Consider the following 21837-nt stretch of genomic DNA (forward strand, 5'->3'; position numbering starts at 1 on the left):
TTACGCGCGTTTCTGTCTTGCCACCGGTTCCGGGGTTGAAAGTATCTTGCCCTGGGCATAGTGACAATCAATTTCATTCAGGGCTTTAAGCTGAGCTCTGGCGTCCACGCCTTCGGCGATAACGTCGAATTTCAGATGTTCTGAAATCAGCATAACCGACTGGATCAACTTCAGGTTCCGTTGTGAGCGGGGAAGTGATTTCACGAATCTGTGGTCAATTTTGATGTAGTCGAATGGGTAGGCAAACAGGTAGCTCAGTGATGCCAGACCACTACCAAAGTTATCCAGCACCAGGGTGATGCCGGCCCGTTTCAGTTTCTTAATCGCAGGCAGGATAAACTGGGAACGCCGGTTTAAATCGTTTTCATCAAACTCAAACACAAGCCGGTCAGGTGATACCTTATATTCTTCTACTAACTGCAGAATTTTTGTGACCAGTGATGCCTGCAGCAGGTGATTAATCGACACATTCACTGCAATCTTTTCGATACCGGCAGGTTCTTCTGTTTCATTGTTCAGCAATTCACAGGCTTTACGGAGCTGGAATAAATCAAGGTCGAGTGTCAGGCCGCTTTGATCTGCCACTTCCCGGAAATGCTTACGGTTAACTTTTCCGTGTCTTGAATGCTCCCAGCGCACGTACAGTTCATGATAAAACGCGCTGTCGTTCCGCAAATCCATCACAGGTTGCAGATAGCAGTCGAACTCCTCCTGGCGCAGAGCAAGACGGAACTCGTTTTCCAGCTCAAGCTCCTCAATCAGGCGGTCGCGCATGGATTTATCGAACATCACAAAACGGCCTCGTCCCAGCGTTTTGGCCTGGTACATAGCTGCATCTGCATCCCGCAGCACTTCATCAGCGGTGCGGTAGTATGATTCAAGATGAGCTATTCCCACGCTTGCGCCGGAATACATCTCCTTGCCATCAAGAAGGAAAGGTTTAGAAATCGCATCAATGATACGGGTTGCTACGTCTTCAGCGGCGGCAGCATCTTCAAAGTTATCCAGCAATACCACAAATTCATCACCGCCAAGGCGGGCAAGCAGATCGTGTCCGCGGATACACAAAGCAATACGGCGGCTGACTTCGATAAGGAACTCGTCGCCGGCATGATGCCCGAGGGTATCGTTAATGGTTTTGAAGCGATCTAAGTCGATAAACAACACTGCAAACAGGTTTTCAGGGTAGCGCTGCTTGTTGGCAACAGCCAGCTCAAGCCGGCTGGTGAACATTGTGCGGTTGGGTAAGTCGGTGAGACTGTCATGATGCGCGTCATGGATCAGTTTAAGTTCTATTTCTTTTCGTTCTTCAATCTGCTGTTTCAGGAAGGAATTGATCTTATCAAGTTCCCGGGTGCGTTCTCTGACCTTTTCCTCAAGCAGTGCATTGTATTGCTGAATCGCGTCGGTATTCCGCTTTCTGCCAATTGCTGCTGCAATGTGATGGGAGACAAAGCGCAGCAATTCCAGATCTTTAGCCGTGTATTTAGCCAGCTTACCGTAAGTCTGAATGCCTATAACGCCGGAAATCTTTCCGTCTACCACCAACGGGGAACCAAGCCAGGAGTTCGCACTTTTCAGCATTCGCTGGGCAGCTGCCACATCCAGTTCGCCTGCCTGAGTCAGTTCCAGGACCCGTGGCGGGTTGATAAGCTCCGTCTGGCCAGTACGTAAAACGAATTCCGATAAGCCCAGTCCCAGCGGCCGGCGTTCAATGGTCTCTTCAGTGGTATCGCTGAAGTAGGGGAAGTCGAGGTATTCTCCGGTTTCATCCAGCGTGGCAATGTAACAGTTAGGTGCAGTGATCAGGCGGGCCAGTATTTTGTGTATGCTGGCGTAGAAGGCATCCATGTCGCCTTCCAGGTTCGCCGACAACTCTGAAATTTCATATAACGCCTGTTGCAGGGTTTCTATTTTCTGGCGCTCAAGAATTTCTTCCTGTAACTCGTCATTGATTTTACGAAGTTGCCGCGTTCTGTCCCTGATGGTGCGTTCAGTCAGTTCGCGGCTTTTTACCCGGTCCACCGCATTCACAATGTGCTGGGAGACAAACAAGAGCACTTCCAGATCTTCATCTGTATAGAACACTGTTTCGTCGTAAGTTTGTACCACCATTGCACCGATAACCTGGGAACCGCGCTTTAGTGGTACACCGAGAAACTGGTGAGGAACAGCGCCAACAATGCTCACCCCGGTTTCACGGGTGAAGGCTTCCTGATTCTCTTTTTCGAGAAATACATGACGGCCGGTACGCAGAATGTGGCCGGTGATCCCGTCCATCAACGATTCTGCCGGGATTTGTCTGATAGTCTGCTCGTCGAATTCATCGACAAAATAAACAAAATTAACGAGGTTGGCGTCTTTTTCGTAGAAGGCAACGAAGAAGTTATCCGCATTCATGAAGTCACCAATGATTTCATGGATAGCCGGATAGAGGCGGTTTAGATTGCTGACGGAACTTGCCAGTTCGGCAATATCGAAAAGCGCTTTCTGTACTCGCTCAGACCGTTTGTACTTGTCCGTAAGTTGTTGCAGCTGCGGTATGAGTTCGCGAAGCTCTTCCTCTGACAACTCGTACTGCGTTGACTCTGAAGACATCCTGATAAGCCGGTTATTATTCTGTTTAGTGCCCGCTAATAAATTAACCGATTTGTATGAAAAATGCTACTTATTGACGTTAATCTGAGGGAGTTTGTCAGGAACTGGCGGGGAAGTGTATGAAGATTAATACCCTGCAGCCAAAATGCTTATTATGAATGCAGGGTAAAGTATTTGTTAATTAAATGCCTTCGATCATGAACTCGATGGCTGCTTTAATCTCGTCATCACTACAATTGGCACAGGTACCTTTGGGTGGCATAGCGTTAATGCCATTCAAAGCATTTTGCCATACGCCGTCCAGCCCACGCTCATCCAGGCGGGGTTGCCAGTCTGCAGCATTGTGCAAACGCGGCGCGCCTAAAACACCTGAACCATGGCAGGCTACACACGCGCCATTGTAAACATCCTCACCGGAACGGGCGGCAGATGCGCCGGCGCCTGCAGCCGCTGCACCTGCGATGTTCAGTTCACCGTAAGGCTTTATTCTTTCTTTTATTGCTTCGTCTGTCATTTCCTGTGCATGGGCGGTGGTGAGCCCCAAAGCAACAGTCATCGCTATCAATGCTTTTACTTTCACATCTGTCTCCGGCAACGGTCTTGTTAGCAGTAATTGCCTGATTATAGCGGTTAAAAAGTCCCCGACAACATTTTGGTCACAAATACCTGGAAAAAGTGGGTGAAATATTCTTTAACCTGATTTCGGTCATGAAAACGCCAGATTCATGAAGACGTTAGCCGGAGCTTTAGGGTTTTGAGTATGTCGTGCGTGTCCGGATGAAATAATTCCGATCCTTTAAGCGAAGATATCGTAATGCATACGGTGGTGCGAATGCGTTACCGCCGAGTTAGTTGAATACCGCTTGAATACTGTTTATTCTGCGTGTTTTAAGCGCGAAATGTTGTATGACCCGGTACGGAAGTTATGAATTATTGGATGAATGGCACGGATGCTGAAAGTGGGCACACTTTACGGGGCAGGTGTTCGTCACAAGGTGTGAACCGATGAACGAACAGCAGGCCATACCCAAAGCGCCCTCCGCGCATAAATTAAAGCCGCTTAACGATGCGGCAACCTCACCGTTTGGTTTCTTTTTGTTGTGTTTATACACGGCGCTGGTTTTTATTCGTCCTCACGAATGGCCGTTCTGGGAAGTTGAATTCCCGATCCTGCGTACCATTCTGATCTCCACATTCGTTGCTTATCTGCTTTTCCTGAGACCGAAAATATGGGATATCCAGTGTACTTTGCTGGTGTTGCTGCTGTTTTCCATGGTGCTGTCTGAATTCCGCGCCGGGCGGTTCTTAAGTGATCTCACGCCGGTAATTGACTGGGTAAACTCGAACGTTATTCCATTCATTCTGTATCTTGGCTTTCTGGTGTCATTGAAGCGGCAACGCATTATCATGCTGATATCGCTGGTGGCGTGCCTTGTCATGGTTCATCAGGCATGGAGCCAGCTTGCCGATCCTCTCGGACAGGGCTGGGCGGAAAGCGCCATTTACCGGTACGACAGTGCTAACGAAATTCAGCAGGTTCGTTATATCGGTATCTTTAACGATCCCAACGACATGGGAATGTTCCTGGTCATGAACATTCCTTTTGCTGCTTACTTTCTGGTGACGGCTAAAGGCAAACTGGCCAAGCTGGCATCCTTAAGTGTGTTTGCGCTGCTACTGCTCGGGGTTTACTGGACCGGTAGCCGGGGCTCCATGATTGGCGCGTTTGCTGTTTTCTTTGCTTTCTTCTATATCCGCTTTGGCAAGGTAAAAGCTATGCTGGTGGCCGCAATGGGCGTGCCTGCCGGATTTATTGCTTTGATGTCTTTCCGGTCAATTGATGATAAAGACGCCAGTGCCATGGACCGTCTGACAGCCTGGTATGAAGGGATCCAGATGGTTAAATACCGGCCTCTGTTTGGGTTTGGTAAAAACCGCTTTCTGGAGTATCACCCCAAGGTTGCTCACAACTCATTTGTAACTATTATGTCCGAGCTTGGCATCATCGGGTATACGCTGTGGATGGCGTTTTTCATCTTCATCTTCTACATGCTGTTCCGTATCCGCAGAATGCCGGATATTCCGGGTGAAGCCGGAGACAGCCTGCGCCAGGAGAAAACGCTGAGCCTGTACATGGCGGTGTCGATCATCGGCTTTGCTGTAACGGCTTTCTTCATCAGCCGAAGCTATGCCATGTTCTTCTACATTTTTGCGGCAATCGTGTCGGCGTCTTTCTACCGCTTGCGTAATAAATATCCGAAGTTGCCGCTGGCGTTACAGGGTAAAGATATTGCGCGGGGTATCGGATACAGTGTTGTCAGTTTGATTCTGTTGTACCTGCTGCTGAAAAGCTTGCTGTCGTACTTCTACTAAAGCATTCAGGGAGAGGTAAATTGAGTACTTTGAAAGCCAGTGTCATTGTTGCCGTATACAACGGTGAGAAAACGTTGGGCTTAACCATAGACAGCCTGCTGGCACAAACGTATCCCAACCTGGAAATACTGCTTATTGATGACGGCTCTACCGACGGCTCAAAAGCACTGATAGAAACCTATCTGCACGATCCGCGGGTGAAATATCACGCTAAACAAAACGGTGGTGTTGCCTCTGCACGTAATTACGGTATCAGCGTGGCCGAAGGGGATGTGATTGGTTTTTGCGATCAGGATGACCAATGGAAACCTGAAAAGCTGGAGTACCAGCTGCCGGCCTTTGATAATCCGGAAACAGGTCTGGTTTACAGCTGGGTAGAAGTGAGAAAACACGGCGAAGTGTCGGTCAGTAAGCCGGAATTCGAAGGACAGTGTTTTGAAGCGTTACTGAAACGGAACTTTATTTCCTGCTGTACCGCTATGGCCCGTAAATCACTGTTTCTCGAAATTGGTGGTTTCGATGAAAGCCGCGAATTGCATGGTGTGGATGACCGCCACGTGTGGCTGCGTATGGCCCGTGTTTCTAATCTTGCCGTAATAAAGCGTCCGCTCGCTATTTATTTCATTCACGGAGAAAACTATTCTCTGAATGAAAAGAAAATGCTGATCGCTGACCTGGTCTGTGTGCGTAAAATTGCAGCTATGGACGGGGTTAGTGCGCAGGAAAAAGCACTGTGTAAACAAGCCGAGTACGGTATTTATCTGCATTATGCCAATAATTTGTTATATCAGAATCACCCGCAGGATGCCGGTCACTGTTATCTGAATGCCTGGAAAGTAAAACCCGGACAGGTGAAATACCTCATTTCCGGGCTGTTGTTATCTGTTACGCCGCCGCCTTTGCTGCGCACCCTGAAATCATTCCGTAAGAGAGTTGTATAAATGGAACAGAAAGCCGTTATTGTGATCGGAATGCACCGCAGCGGTACTTCCGCTGTCTCCGGTATGCTTGCCGAACTGGGTGTTTTCATGGGCAGTGCTTTGTTTGCGCCGCAAAAAGGGGTAAACGAGAAAGGGTTTTACGAGAACTCGTATCTGGTCAACATGAACGAAAAGCTTCTTGATGAGGCCTTATGGTCATGGGACGATCCTCTTGCACAAAACATGTACGCCGCGCCACCGGAAAACGGTAGTCATTTGTTTGATGAAGCGGTAAAGGTGCTTGAAAGCGATTATGGCAAACAATCATGCTGGGGAATGAAAGATCCCCGTACCACGTTACTGCTGCCTTTCTGGCAACAGGTGTTCGATAAAATGGCGTTGTCGCCCTTCTATCTGCTGATGGTGCGCTCTCCCTTTGAAGTATACGGCTCGCTGAAAAAGCGTGACGGCTTCTCTGCCGATAAATCATTAATGTTATGGCTAAATTATACACTCACCGGTTACTTCTGCAGCCAGGGAAAGCCTCGCTATATCTTAAGCTATCACACGTTACTGGAGCGTCCTGAGGAGATGGCAAAGGCCGTATCTGATGCTGCCGGACTCAACATCGATGTGGATGCGCTGAAACTGGGTTTTGTTGACAAGAAAATGCGTAATCAGAAAAGCGTTAACGTACCTGAAGGTGAACTGTCTGATATTGCTGCTCAGGTGTACAACGCACTTACTGCACCGGAAACAGATCATGATAAACTGGTCGCACTCAGTGCGCGGTATCAGGCGTATCTGGACAATTTGTCCCCCGTGCTGGTGGAGCATTTGTTATCGCTGAAGAAAGAAGAAGTGTACTTCCGCCGTCATTTTCTTGAAGCCTACGAATCAGTGTGGTGGAAAGTCAGCTGGCCGCTTAAAAAGCTGGAACAGTTCGTTAAAAGCAAAAAGTAAGATTTTAAAAGGTAAAGTAGTAAATGTTCACAGTGGGCGTGTACCGGCCGCAGACGCTGCCGGAAAGCTTTAATGTCTGTATCGACAATATCGTGCAGTATTTGCCGGAGCTCGGTGCGTCTTACTTTTGTTCCGGTGATCCCGCGCAGTTATCCGCTGCTGATGTTATCTGGGATCCCCGCGCAGGAGGTGGGCATGCACCGCCGAAATGGCTGACGCTGCTGGAAAAGCCGCTAATCATTACTCTGCACGGTGTGGGCCCGCTGGTATTTCCGGAACATTACAGTGAAGGTTTGCGTCACCGCTTTGAAATCTATAAAAGTAACCGTCGTAAGAAAAAAGCGTGGAAAGCGGCGTCCGGTCGCTACAGCCGCATTGTTACCGTGTCAGAATTTTCTAAAAAGGTAATAAACGACACCCTGAATATTCCGTCCGGTAAAATCGACGTTATTCTCAACGGCGTGGATTTATCGGTATTTACGCCGCCTGAGAACCCCGCTGAAAATACTGCGCCTTACTTTCTCCATGTGTCCAACGACGAGTCCCGCAAGAACGTTGACCGTATTATTAAAGCATACGAAAAAATTAAAGCAGACAACAAGTGGCCACTAATTTTAAAGCTGGCCGGTGACCGTACCTGCGATGTACCCGGGGTTAAAATTATCAATAAGCGGCTGTCGGCAGAAGAGCTGGTTGCGCTGTATGCCGGTGCCGGCGCATTTGTCTTCCCGTCCGTTTACGAAGGCTTCGGGATCCCGATTATTGAAGCGATGGCCATGCGCTGCCCGGTGATCACTTCATCAGGTACCGCCTGTGAAGAGGTTGCCGCCAGTTACGCAACGCTGGTCGATCCGGCGTCTGTTTCTGCCCTGTCGTCAGCGATGGAATCACTGATGCTCAATCCTGTTTCAGAGCAGGCGATTGAAGCTGCTGTTAAACATGCCGGCTCTTTCAGTTGGAAAGAGACTGCTGAACAATATTACCGCGTTTTTCTTCAATCCGCCGGTGAAGGGAAAGCGTCTAAATAATGAAAAGCATTGTTCTGCATTCACTGAAGTGGGTGGCTATCGGTAAAATCCTTGGACAGAGTGTGCGCTGGCTAACCACCATCTTCACCCTGCGTTTCCTGTTTCCGGAAGATTACGCCGTTATCGCTTTATCGTCGTTCTTTACATCACTGCTGTGGGCGTTCAGTAAAAACGGTATTGCTGCTGCGCTTATCCGGGAAAAAGACGTCGATGATGACATTCTCGGACAGTTTTATACGCTGACCATTATCGCCCACACCTCACTGTTTCTGTTACTTCAGCTACTGGCGCCGGTTCTTGCCGTTGTGTACGACGATCCCAGGCTGGAAGATGTCATCCGCGTGTCATCCCTCACTTTCCTGATTTCCCTGATAGGTTTCATGTCGGGCACCATGCTCAACAAGGAAATGCGCTTCAAGAAGTTGTCGATGGTCGATGCAGCGTCAGAGTCTGTCGGCGCGCTTTCCACTGTATTTATGGCATGGTACGGGCTGGGTTACTGGTCAATCGTGTTTGGTGTTCTGGCGATGGAAACGGTGCGGCAAACCGGTTATCTCATCCGTGCCGGTAAATGGGTACGGCCCGGCAAACTTACATCCAAAATCAAAGGGATCCTCGATTTCTCATGGAAGGCGGCACTACAGGCCACCGTGGGTTACAGCATCTTCAATCTCGATATTGCCATCGCCGGTTTGTATTTAAGCACTACCGATCTTGGTTTTTATCAGTTCGCCGCCGTGCTGGCGATGATGCCGGCGGTAAAAGTGCTGCCGCTGCTCAGGCAGGTCGCGCTGCCGGTTTATTCCAAGATTCAGGACCAGGCTTCGCAGATTGAATACTATTTCCTGAAAAGTCAGCGCATGAGTGCCTTGCTATTCGTTCCCGTATTTTGGGGCGTCGCGGCCACCGCTAATACCATGGTACCGGCATTCTTCGGTGAGAAGTGGGTGCCGGCTGCAATGATCATCACACTGTATTGTTTATCTATGCCAATGCGGAGCCTGGAACAGCTGTTCGGGCCGGTGCTGAAATCACTGAATAAAATGAATGTGATCATCGTCAACACCATCATCTTCGCCGCTATTCTGATCCCCGGCTTTTATATCGGTGCACAGTTTGGCAGCGGAGGCATGGCATTGTCGTGGCTGTTCTCATTCTTTATCAGCTTTATGATTGCATCTTACCGTTCGTGCCGCTGCCTGAATATCCGCTTTAAGCGTTTTATCGGCGCGGTGTACAAGCCCCATCTGATCGGCTTGTGTATGCTTACCGCTACCTGGTGGCTGGGGCAGTACCTGATGCAATCCATGACTCCCTGGCTGGTATTTATTATCCAGGTCTTTACCGGTGGTGTGATTTACACCGGTCTGTCTTTACTGTGTGCCCGAAAAGAGAGCATGGAGCTCATTAACCTGGTCAGAAACAGGAACAGCAAATGAAAAATGTGGTCATTGCCGTTATTACCTGTCGCCGCCCGGAATGGCTGGGGCGGTTACTGGACGGTCTACTTGCGCTTAAGTGCGATGAAGACATCAACCCCCGTATTCTGGTGGTGGATAACGATGCCAGTGAGAGCAGTAAGGACGTCGTTATCTCCCGTCAGCAGGACGGGGCTATTCCGGTGTCTTACGACGTGGAAAAACAGCAGGGTATTGTATTTGCCCGCAACCGCTGCGTGGAACTGTTCCATCAGATGAATGGCGATTACCTGGTGTTCATTGATGACGATGAATGGCCGCAACAACCCGACTGGCTTAACCGGCTGGTCAGTGCGGCGGGTGAATTCAATGTGGATGTGGTGACCAGCCATGTTATTTCTGTGGGCGAGCCTGGCACACCGGAGTGGGCTGTCGATTTAATTTACGGCAAAAATCCCTACACACACGGACAATTCATTGACGTGTTTTACACCAATAATTTGTTGTTGAGCCGGCGCATGACCGAAGCCCTGACGCCGTGTTTTGATGCCCGTTTTGCCATGACCGGTGCCAGTGACTATCACTTTGCGCTGCGGGCTAAGCAGGCAGGATATCAGTGCGTTTATATCGATGCTCCGGTGGTGGAAGAATTTCCCGCTTCACGGGCATCCGTTAAATGGTTCTGCCGGCGGGGATTCCGTTCCGGGATCGGCTATACCCGTTCTCACGTGTTTGAAGAATCATACAAAACTGCCTTACTCCGCTGCGTGGCATTAAGTGGTGTCAGAGTGCTTCGCGGACTGGCGAAACTCATTACCGGTGTTGTTACCAATAATAAAACAACCCGGGTGGACGGGCTGTTCCGCCTGTGCTCTGCCGCAGGCACCATTGCCGGTTTATTCGGTATACAGCACGAAGAATATAAAGTGATCCACGGCAAGTAATTCACTGTGCCGTGAACGCTGATTGCATCAATAAGGAAATACTGTGAGTACAAGTAAGCCGCACGTTGTTATTCCGTTAGCATCCAATGCCCGACATTTGCAGCAGGTTTACACCGGTATGGAAGCGCTGGCTGCAAAAGGACACATCAGGCTGGATTATCAGTTCGACTGTCAGCGTCATCACAAAAGCGGGTTGTCATTTACTGTAGATAACCGCTCAGTGTTTGTCGATACAGCCGACTCGCCGGCAATCAGCCTGCAGGACTACGATAAGTGCGATGTCTACTTCAAGCGTACCCTGAAGCCTGAAGATGCGACGGCAATGAACAAGCTGGAGCCATTCGGGCTTTATTTTGAAATCTATCCGTCAGTCCGCTCCGTGCTCACAACCCGCCGGTACATGGCTTATTCTGAAAGCGGCGCATCCAATAAACTGAAAACGTTTATTAAGTCTGTGGATACGGCCAACAAAATGAGCTTTATGCCCCGTGCTGCCCAGTTTGATAATCCGTATCCGGCCGGCAATACCGTGATGTTTTATGTGCGGTTGTGGGACCCGGATTTTGATAAAGAATTTGAAATCAGTGAAGCGGAGGCCGAAGACCGGCGTTTAATTAATTCCCTGCGTATTGCCTGTGTACGCCAACTGAAAGAACGCTTTGGCGACAGAGCGCTGGTGGGGGTGATGGATGACGCATATGCCCGCAAGGTTGCACCGGACTTGGTTATCGCTGCAAACGATACCTCTAAACAAAATTATCTGGAAAGAGTAAAACAGGCCGGCGTGTGCATTGCCTCTACCGGCTTACATGAATCTCTGGGCGCAAAATTTGCGGAGTATGTTGCTCTGGGCAAACCCATTGTCAGCGAAGTGTTTAACTACAGCCTGCCCGGCGATATTCAGGATAAACAGAATTACCTGCAATACACCACAGCAGAAGAATGTACTGAGCAGGTAGCCAGCTTGCTGGAATCACCTGAAGCCATGCAGAAAATGCGTGATGCGAACCTGAACTACTACCGCAACATGCTCACGCCGCAAGCTATAGCACAACGTATTATCGATACTGTACAGCGCCGCTGAGGCGCTGCTGTATTTCACCGTTCGTGTGCGTCAGAAAGATTTAATTTCAATGTAGCCACCTTCCTGTGGCCGTAATTCTTCGATTTTATCCATCGTCGTGACAATAGGAGGCAACTCCCGGTTGCCGGTAATGGTCACCGCAGAACGGTCGTCGCCGTCACCGGTTTCATCCCGCTTCAGCAGACGGGTATCTTCCGTCACGTTATTGTTCTCAAGGGTGATCACCGGGTGGCCTTCTACCCAGTTTGCATCCGGAATTTCATCTGTCAGCAGTACCGGCTCATTCTCATCTTCAATAAAGGCAATCGAATTATTGCGCAGCGTTACTGAGTGCAGCCCCTGAAAGGTTCTGACAATGGTGCGGCCAAAATCTTCATCTATCAAAAACAGGTTGTTTTCGTACAGCGTATCGCCTCTTGAGCCGCTGTTACCGTCACCACCTGTACGGCTGCCCAGACCCGGCGGGCGCATCAGCATAGTGTTGCCCTTTACCTTAAATTGCTGGCCGGCGAAATCATATTTCTGATCGTACCCGATAAGCTCCACCAGGTATTTCGCCTGAGGATCTTCTCCGGATTCAATCCAGTTATTCTCAATCAGTGTGTTTTCAAAACGGGATTTCACACTGTTGCCTCGGTTGTCGTGCAGAAAGCTGTCTTTCAACAGAAACTGGCTGCCCGGAAAGCTGTGCTGATCGCTGGCTACGTACACAGCATGTCCCCAGGAGCGGCCCGGCTTCTTACCGCCGCTTTCCGTGACTTCCACATTGATCATCGATAAATTGCCGGAATTACGGTCGGTGGACAGCACACCGGTACTGCAACGGCGAATAAGCACATTCTTAAGTACGGTGTTCGTGGCTTCATTCCGGAAACACAGCCCGCCGTCCTGCAGGACCACGTTTTCTATAGTCCAGTTGTGAGAATGGCGCACTGCCAACGTCCAGTTGAAACGCTCTGTACCGCCCGCAAAGACTGGTCTGTCTCCGGCATTTTTTGTGTTACCGATAAGCCGGATAGGCAGCGCTTCTGTGCCGGAGATGTTTTTTATCTCAACAGGCTCATATTCGGCATCCGGATCCAGATAAATTGTATCGCCTGCGGCAAGTTGCGGGAGAATGTCCTTCAGCTGACGGTACTGACGGGAAGGGCCCACGTACCAGGTTTCAGGTTTTCTGGGCGTATTGGCGGTTTGTGTTATCCATACAATGCGGTAAATACCACGGCGGCGCTCACTGTCCGATTCTTTGAATTCCAGACGGTTCGTCCACATCGTATTGTATCTGTCCGGTGCCTGCAGACTGACCCGTAAAGTGTCACCATCTTTTACTTCAACGGGTTGATCTTTCACAGCCGGTGCACCGTTTACTGAAATCGCAATGCCTCTGGCTGTCAGTGTAAGCGGGTATTTGCCTACACCTTTCATGGTAAAGCATTCTTCCACCATCGCGCCGGGTGCCAGTTCCAGACGGGCCGGCAAATCGGCAGGATGTCGCACACGCCACTGATAATCAGACACATCTTTCACCAGACATTCACCGTCAGCCGCGTTTGCCTGTGTGATGCCTGAAAACAATATGGAAAAAAGAAGTGCTGGTACTGCGTGTTGCCATCGGCGCATAGAAATCCCTGTAAAATGGTGTTGCAAGTAAAGCTATACGGGACATTACCCAAATTAGCTTAAACTCACAAGTTACCGGCAGATGACAAAGGCCGTATTTACCGCCTTTTACGGCATACTGCATAGCGCCGTGAATGCTTGAAATACAAAGGCTTCGTTGCTATGTTGCCTGTTCAGGGAATGCCGATGCCTGAAACAGGTGAACAGCTCTAAGCAGTCATCAGCGCTAATATTTACCGATGTGGTATCAGCTAAACAATGAACGTGTATTTCTATTTACCGGAAGATCAGAAACCTGCTCAGTTACCCGCGCAGACCGACTTCACATGGAAAGATTATTCGCTGGGCAAATATTGCTGGGGTCTGCAAACCTATAACCGTTTGCAACTGGCCGGCGTACCCTGTGAACTTACCCACACACTGCCGGAAGAAGGCGTGATTATTGCGCACCGGGCATTCCTGCCGGACTCCATAATTCCAACCCGTAAGCAGGTGCTGGTGTGTATACAGGCCGACTGGAGCCGTCATCCCTTCGCCCAGTTGCATATTTGTCAGAATATGGCGCAAACCAAAATGTCCGGTATACCGCGGCCGGAACGGTTCGCCACCGGTGAAACCTATTTCGTGCACCACTGGCCACAACCGGGTATGACGCCCAGAGATCCTGCCCGTGGCAATACCTTTGAGAACATTTACTACTTTGGCCTGGCCGAGAACCTGGCGCCGGAGCTGAAATCAGACGACTGGCATCAGTTCATGGAAGAAAACGGCCTTAAATGGCACCTGGAATCTTCACCGGCAAACTGGCGGGACTACAGTCAGGTAGACGGTGTGTTATTCGCCAGAGACTTCACTGGTAAGAAGCACATCAACAAACCCGCCAGCAAGTTGTTTAATGCCTGGATAACCGGTGCTATTCCAATTTGTACACCGGAATCTGCTTACGTCGATGAAATTGAAAACGATACCCAGGCCGTCGTAATAAACAACTACGACGATTTAAAAGCCAAACTCGTTGCTCTTAAAAACGACCCCGACCGCATCCGCAATATGCAGCAGCAAGGGGCGGTTAAAGCGAAGCAGTATTACCCCGAAGCCATTGTGCAGGAATGGGCAGCCATTCTGGAAAAGGTAAAGCAATACAGGATGAGTCGCGGTCAGTACGCAGCATTCATCACCAAACGCAGCTTCAGCTGGTTGCTGTGTAAGTGTGTGCGCTGGTTAAGATAACAGCAATAAATACACCGGCCGGCTTCTTAAACAACGAATATGCCCGATAACGGATAAATCAGTTGAAGCCGGTGCAATGCATCAGTATCATTAGCGCCCGATTGAGCAGACAACCACTGTCATTCAATCCCCCTTCTACGCACCCGTAGCTCAGCTGGATAGAGCGTTGCCCTCCGGAGGCAAAGGTCATAGGTTCGAATCCTATCGGGTGCGCCATTCAAATCAATCAGTTACACCAATTCCCAATTTACTAAAATCGCCCTGTGCCCAAATTGTGCCCATTCTGTGGCAACTACTCATTTTGACCAACTTCCCAAATGTCGATTTTGATATTTGCCCTAGAAATTTAATTTCTTCGGAGCTTATTAGTGATTTGTGTAGGTCAAAGTAGTAGTATAAAAAGCCGATAGAAGCACTGGCTAACAATTCCAGTGTTATTTTCGGCACAATACTTTTCCTTTTTACTTGTTCTTAGTTTAGTTAGTTCCGCTAACTCTCATAAGGAACGCCCTCACAATAGACGAAGTCCCCTTTCCCTCAACATAGATAATATCTTTAGTAATACCTTTAACAGCATAGTATGCTTGGTGTGCAGCGCTTTTATTACAAAAAATGAAGTAGTCTGCTGTTTTAGCAAGGTGAGTCAATTTATCAGTTGCGACTTTATCGTGGTTTAAGATAACTTCTATATCCTTAAACTGGCTTTTCAGAATTTCAGCCGCTCGCAGTCCCGCTTTTTCTGTGAGTGTCGATATGCCCACCTTGAGCCCTTCTAAAGCTCTATTACCAGACTCTTTTTCAAATTCTTTTTTGTCTAGGTTACTTAAAATAAGTATGTCAACTGAAAGCTTTCTTTCAAGCCACAACAATACCGAGGTGTGAGCTAAATCAAGATCGTTCCAATTCCGTTCCGCAAACGCTCTTACTCTTGGCCAGATTTCATAATTCAGTTTGTTTTTATCCTTAATTGGATAATCGTGAAGCCGTTCAAGAAATTCAATAATGTAGGGGAGAGATCGTGTGCTTAATTCAGTCTCAATAACCAGTTCAATACCAGACAACGCATCAGTATATTCATCGGACGAGTGAGGTACATCCAGTAAATTGAAAATTAACTCCTTTAAAAGCAGTATCGTGCCCGAAGAAGTCTGATCGTCAATTGAAATAAGTTCGATGAGGGCTAACCAAAATGGAGCGTTCGTTTTTTTATTTTTATTTTGAATCCATTGTAGGAGAGTAGGTGTTATGTTTCTAATCTTTTCAGAATCACTACTTTCTTTAATACGCTCAGTAATGAGCGAAATCTCAAATCCAGACTCATCACTCTCTAAAAGCACATCAGTGCTGATTTCTGTGTTGCTACAAAACCAATCGTTCCAAGTGGCTTGAGCAGATATTTTTGTTTCTGTTTGACTATTTTCAGGGTCATCCTGAATTTGTTCTGAATCAAAGATGAAATCTTCCAGTTGATTCCATCGTTGTCGAAGTGGACTAACAGATTTTACCTGCTTGATTACCTTTGAAGGTAATTCGTTAAGCCAGTCAACGATTTCAGGAATCTCCGTAGACGGAGCATTGTTGCTATAGTCGAGGAGTTTAGTCGCTGAATCTAACGTTTTATCGTTTTTAATCAACGCCTTTAATTCGGATGAGAATGCTTCTCTCACTTCCATTTCGACGTGAGAAGCTTGTATCTGCTTATATGCTAAATCAAACCATGCTTCATCAATAAAGTTCGGAAGTATTTGTTTTACATCTTTCGCACCTAGAAGCAGGTTGAAAATCGCCCAATGTTTCCATTGAGATTCAAAAGACTGGTTAATTGGGATTGATGCTTTGTTCAATAACAAAGGAGCATATGGATCAAGTTTGGTAAGTACGTCGCCAAAATCGACATCAGTTAGGTTCTCTAAATCTATATTAAAGATTTTAGATAGCCCCTCGATTATTAGTAAATAAATTTTGCTCGGAATAATGCCATTACTATAATCGCGAAAGGAAGGATGCTCAAAAATTTTGCCCCATTCTTCTTTTGCTGCATACGCCTGCAATTCTATGCCTACAAAGTTACGATGACTGAGCCCTTGTGCATGTTTTAGCTCTTCTTTGTATTCATCGATCAAATCGGCATCTTTTTGATCGAGTGCAATGAAAAAGTCTCTTAAAATTCGACCCACAGGCCTTTTGGTGTTGATGCTCAAAATAGGACGTTGCTCAAACCTTTTGTGCATTTGAGCAAGGGTGGTGACCACATAATTTATGTTTGTTTGGTTTTGGTTTGGACTTTTAGAAAAGTAAAATTCGAATTTGATTATCCCATTACGAAATTTTTTTAAAGATTCTATTTCAAAGCCCAAGTCAGGTGATGTAATTATCTTGTGAGTTGAGGTGTGAGATGTACCAAGCGCAAAGTACAGACTGTTTTTTAGTTCAAGTAACTGTTTTTTTGAGTGTGCGAACCCATAAAAATAGAGCCTGTTGTCTGAATAAGAGGCTAAAAAAAATGGATTTTCTGAATTTAGGCTGTCTATGGCTTTTAAGAATAGTGGAGATATAGAGTTGAGCAATGCATTTGCATTGGGCTTATCAAAACTAACTTGATTCTCGTTACTAAAGAAGGCGTTTAACCACGAAGGATATTTAGAGGAACTCATAATCATCCTCTTCATCGCCCACGGGTCTCTCTGTCACTGAAGATTCATCACCAATTTCTCTGCTCTTGGGGGAATATGAAAATATATAGTCATTTTTGAATTCTATTTTCATATTTGATATTTCGTGTTGGTCTGATGTCAGTGAAATGAGTTCGTCGTTTAAGTTTGCGCCTCGATAAGTAAAGTTCATAGAACCCTTTAAAAAACAAGTTTGAGTTAGAAATCCTTTTTTGTGTAAATCCTCTGTTTCCAAAATTTTAAAGTCAGTATTTTCTCTCAAATTTGTTTTTAACCGGTAAACAGATTTACTGTTAATTTCGTCCTTTTTTACAACTACATTAAGTTTACAGCCTTTATGCGCAGCAAACTCTAAGAGTTCAATAAATGTGACAGTCTTAGGTCCCCACTCAGGATTTAAAAAGCTCCAGTTCCCTGAGCGATTGTCTAGAACATCAAAATCAGTAAGCCAGGCCGTAACAAGCCAAATCTCCTCGGGCACAATTATTAAACCGGCAAAAATGTTGGTGAGTACCTCTCTAAGTTGACGTTTCCCGAGCGGCGTCTTAGTAACAATATCTCGTGTCATTGATTTGCTCATTGAATGGTTTCTGCCATCTCAATAAATAAGGATAAAAAGTCTTCTTGTCGCTTAATTTTGGATACTCTCATATGAAAAAGAAGGCCATGATAGTCTATTGTTTTTAGGTTGATTTGACAGAGTATTTGGTTGATTTCTGCAACCATTAATGTTGGCAGACGAAGCTCAGCTTTGCCTTGGTTTGAAGATGACAAAATAGTTGTAATTTCTTCTAACCAAGACTCAGAATATTCTACGTACTTAGTTTTGCTTGAAATCATCTGATAAACAATTTTTCTCTCGAAAAGCTGTTTATCGGCTACAAATCGGTTATAGAACTGCAAAGAAGAATTTCTCACAACACTGCCTCGAGGCCAGAGCTGTCCAACAATTTTGTTTTTGTTATTGTTTATTTCGATGGGGTCATCAGAATCTCTTGCAAGTATGTAAGCTATGGAAACAAGAGGTACTTCAAAAGCCATTCTTTTTTCTAGTTTTTCCCACTCATCTAGCCATGTTAGCGTTTTATCGTCGTCTTTCTCAGTACTACCTGCCTTAAGGATCCTAGTATGAAGAATACTATTGAAACTGTGAGTTTGTGTTATACCCAATTTCGCAATCGCGGTTCTTAAAACTTCAAGCGCCGTTAAGCGAGTATGGAAGTCTTTTGCCTCTCTAAACTTTTTAAACTTAGCCTTTAACTCATCATCACTAGTTAATTGTCGGAGGATTTGGTGGATGTCATAGTTAACTTGCTCGTACTCACACATTTCGAAACAGTGAGACAGGTGGTTTAGAACACTCAAAGGATCAGCTATGAAAATTTCTTCTAGTCTATCTATTATTCCAACACCACCAGCTTCATTTTCGGTGAGCCATACAACTAATTCATCATTGGACCAGATACTATCAACGTTTACATCGACTTCGGCAACATCAGGAAGGAGCGTGTTGACTAAGTTTGATATTCCTCCTGAAAGCGTCGATGAAAGAATGTCAAAAGCCCAAGAATAAAACGAATCATCCGTCAATTCGCAATAAAGCGATTGAAGAAGAGGTTTAAGCTTTACCAGATTTTCAATCCTACTTAAAAATGTAAGTATCTCTTTTTGCAGTGCTTGCTCTTCCGCCGCATTCTCATCAATTTTTTTTAGTTGAAACAACTCGATAGGTGTTTGCAAAACTATCTTATAGTTTTTATCACTATCAATGTTTGAAAGAACTGTTTTGACTGTTTGATTGTTCTCTTTCGCAATACGAAGTATTGCACTTAAAATACACTCAAAAACCCAAGCACCAATAAATTCGTTTTTGAACAGTGGGGACTGTTTAAAGCTCCATTCTGTATAGGCAATTCGGAGGCTATCTACAACATCTTTCTCTTGTAAAGTAGTAGTAAGTTGCTCTTTTGAAAAACTAAAACGCCACTTTATGCCGTCAACATAAAGTATGGTTCCTATGCCGACAGCACTTCCATTTTCAGTCCATGAAAACTTAACTTTTGAACTGGCTCCAGATTTAAAGTTGATGACGGAATTGGAACCTTTTGTATACCGAGTTAACTCGATCTGAGATGTTTGGTCATGCTTGAAAAACGTAATATCGCTTAGAATTTCATTCCATTCAGAGCTTTTGGGCGTTTGATGGGTCGTACCATTGTCGGATGTTGAGAAATCTGAATGCCATCTCAAAAAAGCATTCGAAGTTTCAGTAATTGATGACTCTTTTACGCGTGATGTAAGAATTTCAGACGGTTTATATACTTCGAGCTTAGTTCCATTTTCAGCTAATAAAGATTTTAAGTGAAAAAAATCACCTCCAAAAGCTTCATCAATTTCGAAATCCATTGCTGTTTCGACATCAGGAGAAATTTCAAAATTACTTGGGATAAGCCAATCACTTTCATATTTATGGTTTAAAGCATACCTTTTTGAAATTCTTCCTGGAGCATATTCCTTCAGCCCTTGAAAAAAGCCAAGACTCTCCCACTCTTCAACTCTATTGTCTTTAGGGCCTCTTAGAGTTCGAATTCCTAATGTTGGTAAAACTAATTCGCTGAATAATGTAGGAGGAAAAAACTCTGGCAAGGGGGAACCCTGGTTACTAACGGATTTCCATTCCTCGCAACCCAATGCCCAATTGGTTGAAAGTTTTTGATGCAAACTTGGTATGAAGTCCATCATTAGATCTCTCGGTCCTTGCCAACAAATTCTCTCAACAGCGTCTTGCGATATTTTTAATGCCCAAGACAGATAATGCTTAAGTTCCTCTGCTGCGCTATCACTTTCTATTAATTTTTGAACTTCATTTCTTAATTTGATGAAAAATTGGTTGTTTTGTCTTCCTTGTGGATTCTTCAGGCTCCACCAAATGTTGCCTTTTCCAATTTTGCTGCTCAACCAGTCAAGTATTGCTTGGCAAGCTTGCATTTTTTGAATGTGACTGTTTTCAATTGGTAATTTACTCGGTTTAATCTCCGGATCGATCAAACTTTCATAACGCTGAAAAGCAACTCTATCTCTACCATAATCAGATAAAACTGTAACCATCCAGGGCCTCATGCCTCGAGAACGGCCTGCTCGACCTTTTCTCTGCACATAAGAAGCCATTCCTCTAGGAGCCTTATGTTGTATTACTGCACCAACACTTGAGTCGTTAAAACCAACCTCAAGTGAAGCGGTTGCAATGATAACGTTCGCATTTGCTTCAACGCCTGTGTCTTGGCTTGATGTTCTTGATACGATAGCTCGATCATGTTCATCCATACTGTGGCCAATGTATTCAGCTGAAGACCAATCTTGACCCAATTGTTGGAGTATAGATTTTTGCTGAGCAAATTCTGGGTGGGAGGAACTCCTCAAGAAGGCTAAAGGAGGTTGAGATGGACGTAAAGCGCCAAACTTATGGTCCCATCCTTCAGCGTCAGCGACCATTTCAAACAGCCTATTATTTACATCTAGATCGTCTGTAAATACGAATGATTTTGTTCCATAGGTACCATGAGATACATGATTACTCTCATTGTCTAGCATTCGCCTTAACAGCATTACTGTTTGTATAGAGGTTGATAAAAGAGCAGTTTGTGAAACCGGATCTCCCCTCAATGCGAGCATGTATTCAGCACCTTCTTCAATCATTTCAGAAGCTAAGGGCTCAATTTTCTCTACTAGATTCTCATGGACGCCAACAAAGTTTGCGAAAAACTTTGATGCGTTGCTAAGTGTTGCGGATAATCCAACGAAGTGGGGGCGCGAGTTGGTTTTTTGCATCCAACGTCTTAATAAATATGCTGTTTGTGCTCCTGTAGAGCCCTCATACGTATGAACTTCGTCTAACAATACCAAAGGTATTGATTGACCAAAGCGATCGCCAAAAAGGTGATTGTAGTTAGAATTACCGAGGTGTTGATTCAACATTTCAGTGGTTGTGAATAAAATATCTGGCGGCACAGATTGCCGCGATATCGATAATTCGCTTGAATCGATGCTGTTGCCGCATCTTTTGCAATCTAGAATCTCTTCCTTTTTGATAAAGCGCTCATTCCGCCAAACGAATTGGCCTCCGCAATCACATGATAAAAGGTCAAAAGGCGCACCGCCCTTAGACATTACGTCGTCTAGATAGTTAGCGTCTAATGTATCTCCAAAAAATGTACCAATTCGAATTTTTCGGGAGCCTTTTTGTTGTAAAAAACGATCTAGCTTTCGAACTTGTTGGAAAGTCTCTTTAAATTGATCTTTCAAGAGTTCTTTTCTAGGATAAATAGCTAATATCCTTACTTTAGAGGATGAATCGCTTATTAGATTTTGTGCAAGGTAAGAGATTGCCGGTAAATAGAAAGATAAGGTTTTTCCACTGCCTGTTCCCGAGCATACAATGGTTCCTGAAGATTTATTGACTGTCGTATTATTGAGTGCATTTAAAATGCGTTCTGTTGCTCTAACCTGAAACCCAGATAGTTTAAAGCTTTCGTCGTCACCAATGATTGATGACAATGCTTCTATTTGAGTGTCGTTTAACTGATTGTTTTCTCGAATATTACGGATGACTCCAACAGCAGCATGCTCCCTTTGTGGATAAAACCTTGGGCGTCGAACAAACCTGAAGTCAGAAACAAGAGTTTTTGAGTTTTGTATTTTTTTACTATGAAACCATTGGCGAAGCTTTTTACTGAGATTTACCGTTTCTGCCATTCTGCTGCGATACGTAGTTTGACCAAATGCAGATGGGATCGGTAGTATCAGAGCGCGTTTCCGCAATGTTTTAAACAGTGAGACGCCATATTTTGGGGATACAGTATCGAAGAGATTTAGTAATTCAGTTTCAGTATGCTGAACATCAGTGTCTCCCCATGCAAGAAGTTTATATTCTTGCTCTTCTAATGCGTCCAAGCACTTTTGAATAGTTTGTTCGTCAACCATATTGTTT

14 protein-coding genes and 1 tRNA gene are annotated in these 21837 nt (G+C 45.7%); 9 read left to right on the top strand and 6 right to left on the bottom strand.

The features are described from left to right. Positions 1-2598 carry a sensor domain-containing phosphodiesterase gene (locus DS731_RS00375; RefSeq protein WP_119499479.1) on the bottom strand — a complete coding sequence of 866 codons (2598 nt, stop codon included), beginning with the start codon at positions 2596-2598 and terminating at the stop codon, positions 1-3. 181 nt (positions 2599-2779) lie between these two features. Beyond that, positions 2780-3154 carry a c-type cytochrome gene (locus DS731_RS00380; RefSeq protein ID WP_119503235.1) on the bottom strand — a complete coding sequence of 125 codons (375 nt, stop codon included), beginning with the start codon at positions 3152-3154 and terminating at the stop codon, positions 2780-2782. Positions 3155-3603: 449 nt separating this feature from the next. Between DS731_RS00380 and DS731_RS00385 the strand changes: the two genes are divergently transcribed. Genes DS731_RS00385 through DS731_RS00415 form a run of 7 tightly spaced genes read left to right on the top strand, consistent with a single transcriptional unit; the run spans position 3604 to position 11328 of the window. After that, entirely contained in the window at positions 3604-4971 is a 1368-nt protein-coding gene (locus tag DS731_RS00385; RefSeq protein ID WP_119499480.1) for an O-antigen ligase family protein, read from the top strand. A gap of 20 nt (positions 4972-4991) precedes the next feature. After that, positions 4992-5912: a glycosyltransferase family 2 protein gene (locus DS731_RS00390; protein WP_161599056.1), complete on the top strand. Its 921-nt coding sequence runs from the start codon at positions 4992-4994 to the stop codon at positions 5910-5912. Further along, complete coding sequence (locus tag DS731_RS00395) at positions 5913-6854, top strand: sulfotransferase family protein (RefSeq protein ID WP_119499482.1); 942 nt, start codon at positions 5913-5915, stop codon at positions 6852-6854. It begins immediately after the preceding gene. A 23-nt stretch (positions 6855-6877) separates the two neighbouring features. Further along, complete coding sequence (locus DS731_RS00400) at positions 6878-7882, top strand: glycosyltransferase family 4 protein (RefSeq protein WP_119499483.1); 1005 nt, start codon at positions 6878-6880, stop codon at positions 7880-7882. Next, positions 7882-9321: a lipopolysaccharide biosynthesis protein gene (locus DS731_RS00405; RefSeq protein WP_119499484.1), complete on the top strand. Its 1440-nt coding sequence runs from the start codon at positions 7882-7884 to the stop codon at positions 9319-9321. Before DS731_RS00400 ends, DS731_RS00405 begins: the two co-directional genes overlap by 1 nt. Next, entirely contained in the window at positions 9318-10244 is a 927-nt protein-coding gene (locus DS731_RS00410; RefSeq protein WP_119499485.1) for a glycosyltransferase family 2 protein, read from the top strand. The genes DS731_RS00405 and DS731_RS00410 overlap by 4 nt, the downstream gene beginning before the upstream one ends. Positions 10245-10287: 43 nt before the next feature. Beyond that, positions 10288-11328, top strand: coding sequence for a glycosyltransferase (locus tag DS731_RS00415; RefSeq protein WP_119499486.1), 1041 nt, complete (start codon positions 10288-10290; stop codon positions 11326-11328). Positions 11329-11358: 30 nt separating this feature from the next. Here the strand turns inward: DS731_RS00415 and DS731_RS00420 are convergent, their stop codons facing one another. After that, positions 11359-12948 (bottom strand): hypothetical protein, encoded by a 1590-nt coding sequence (locus DS731_RS00420; protein WP_119499487.1) that lies wholly within the window; start codon positions 12946-12948, stop codon positions 11359-11361. A gap of 258 nt (positions 12949-13206) precedes the next feature. On the opposite strand from DS731_RS00420, the gene DS731_RS00425 reads away from it, so the two are divergent. Next, positions 13207-14178, top strand: coding sequence for a glycosyltransferase (locus DS731_RS00425; RefSeq protein WP_119499488.1), 972 nt, complete (start codon positions 13207-13209; stop codon positions 14176-14178). 139 nt (positions 14179-14317) lie between these two features. Further along, positions 14318-14394 (top strand) — tRNA-Arg (locus DS731_RS00430). Positions 14395-14654: 260 nt separating this feature from the next. Here DS731_RS00430 and dpdD read toward each other — a convergent pair. Genes dpdD through dpdJ form a run of 3 tightly spaced genes read right to left on the bottom strand, consistent with a single transcriptional unit; the run spans position 14655 to position 21830 of the window. Next, complete coding sequence (dpdD, locus tag DS731_RS00435) at positions 14655-16832, bottom strand: protein DpdD (RefSeq protein ID WP_119499490.1); 2178 nt, start codon at positions 16830-16832, stop codon at positions 14655-14657. Further along, the gene (gene dpdK / locus DS731_RS00440; protein ID WP_202980688.1) at positions 16819-17430 is read right to left on the bottom strand and encodes a phospholipase D-like domain-containing protein DpdK; all 612 of its coding nucleotides are present in this window, start codon (positions 17428-17430) and stop codon (positions 16819-16821) included. The genes dpdD and dpdK overlap by 14 nt, the downstream gene beginning before the upstream one ends. Further along, positions 17427-21830: a protein DpdJ gene (dpdJ, locus tag DS731_RS00445; RefSeq protein ID WP_119499491.1), complete on the bottom strand. Its 4404-nt coding sequence runs from the start codon at positions 21828-21830 to the stop codon at positions 17427-17429. Before dpdJ ends, dpdK begins: the two co-directional genes overlap by 4 nt. Positions 21831-21837 lie beyond the last annotated feature (7 nt).

This window comes from Alteromonas sp. RKMC-009 (genome assembly GCF_003584565.2).
GTDB lineage: Bacteria > Pseudomonadota > Gammaproteobacteria > Enterobacterales > Alteromonadaceae > Alteromonas.

Bases quoted from the DNA above. Each gene is read 5' to 3' on its own strand.
- DS731_RS00400 (WP_119499483.1), top strand. From the start codon at position 6,878: ATGTTCACAGTGGGCGTGTACCGGCCGCAGACGCTGCCGGAAAGCTTT.
- DS731_RS00380 (WP_119503235.1), bottom strand. From the start codon at position 3,154: ATGACTGTTGCTTTGGGGCTCACCACCGCCCATGCACAGGAAATGACA.
- DS731_RS00420 (WP_119499487.1), bottom strand. From the start codon at position 12,948: ATGCGCCGATGGCAACACGCAGTACCAGCACTTCTTTTTTCCATATTG.
- DS731_RS00405 (WP_119499484.1), top strand. From the start codon at position 7,882: ATGAAAAGCATTGTTCTGCATTCACTGAAGTGGGTGGCTATCGGTAAA.
- DS731_RS00395 (WP_119499482.1), top strand. From the start codon at position 5,913: ATGGAACAGAAAGCCGTTATTGTGATCGGAATGCACCGCAGCGGTACT.
- dpdD (WP_119499490.1), bottom strand. From the start codon at position 16,832: ATGAGTTCCTCTAAATATCCTTCGTGGTTAAACGCCTTCTTTAGTAAC.
- dpdJ (WP_119499491.1), bottom strand. From the start codon at position 21,830: ATGGTTGACGAACAAACTATTCAAAAGTGCTTGGACGCATTAGAAGAG.
- DS731_RS00375 (WP_119499479.1), bottom strand. From the start codon at position 2,598: ATGTCTTCAGAGTCAACGCAGTACGAGTTGTCAGAGGAAGAGCTTCGC.
- DS731_RS00385 (WP_119499480.1), top strand. From the start codon at position 3,604: ATGAACGAACAGCAGGCCATACCCAAAGCGCCCTCCGCGCATAAATTA.
- dpdK (WP_202980688.1), bottom strand. From the start codon at position 17,430: ATGAGCAAATCAATGACACGAGATATTGTTACTAAGACGCCGCTCGGG.
- DS731_RS00425 (WP_119499488.1), top strand. From the start codon at position 13,207: ATGAACGTGTATTTCTATTTACCGGAAGATCAGAAACCTGCTCAGTTA.
- DS731_RS00410 (WP_119499485.1), top strand. From the start codon at position 9,318: ATGAAAAATGTGGTCATTGCCGTTATTACCTGTCGCCGCCCGGAATGG.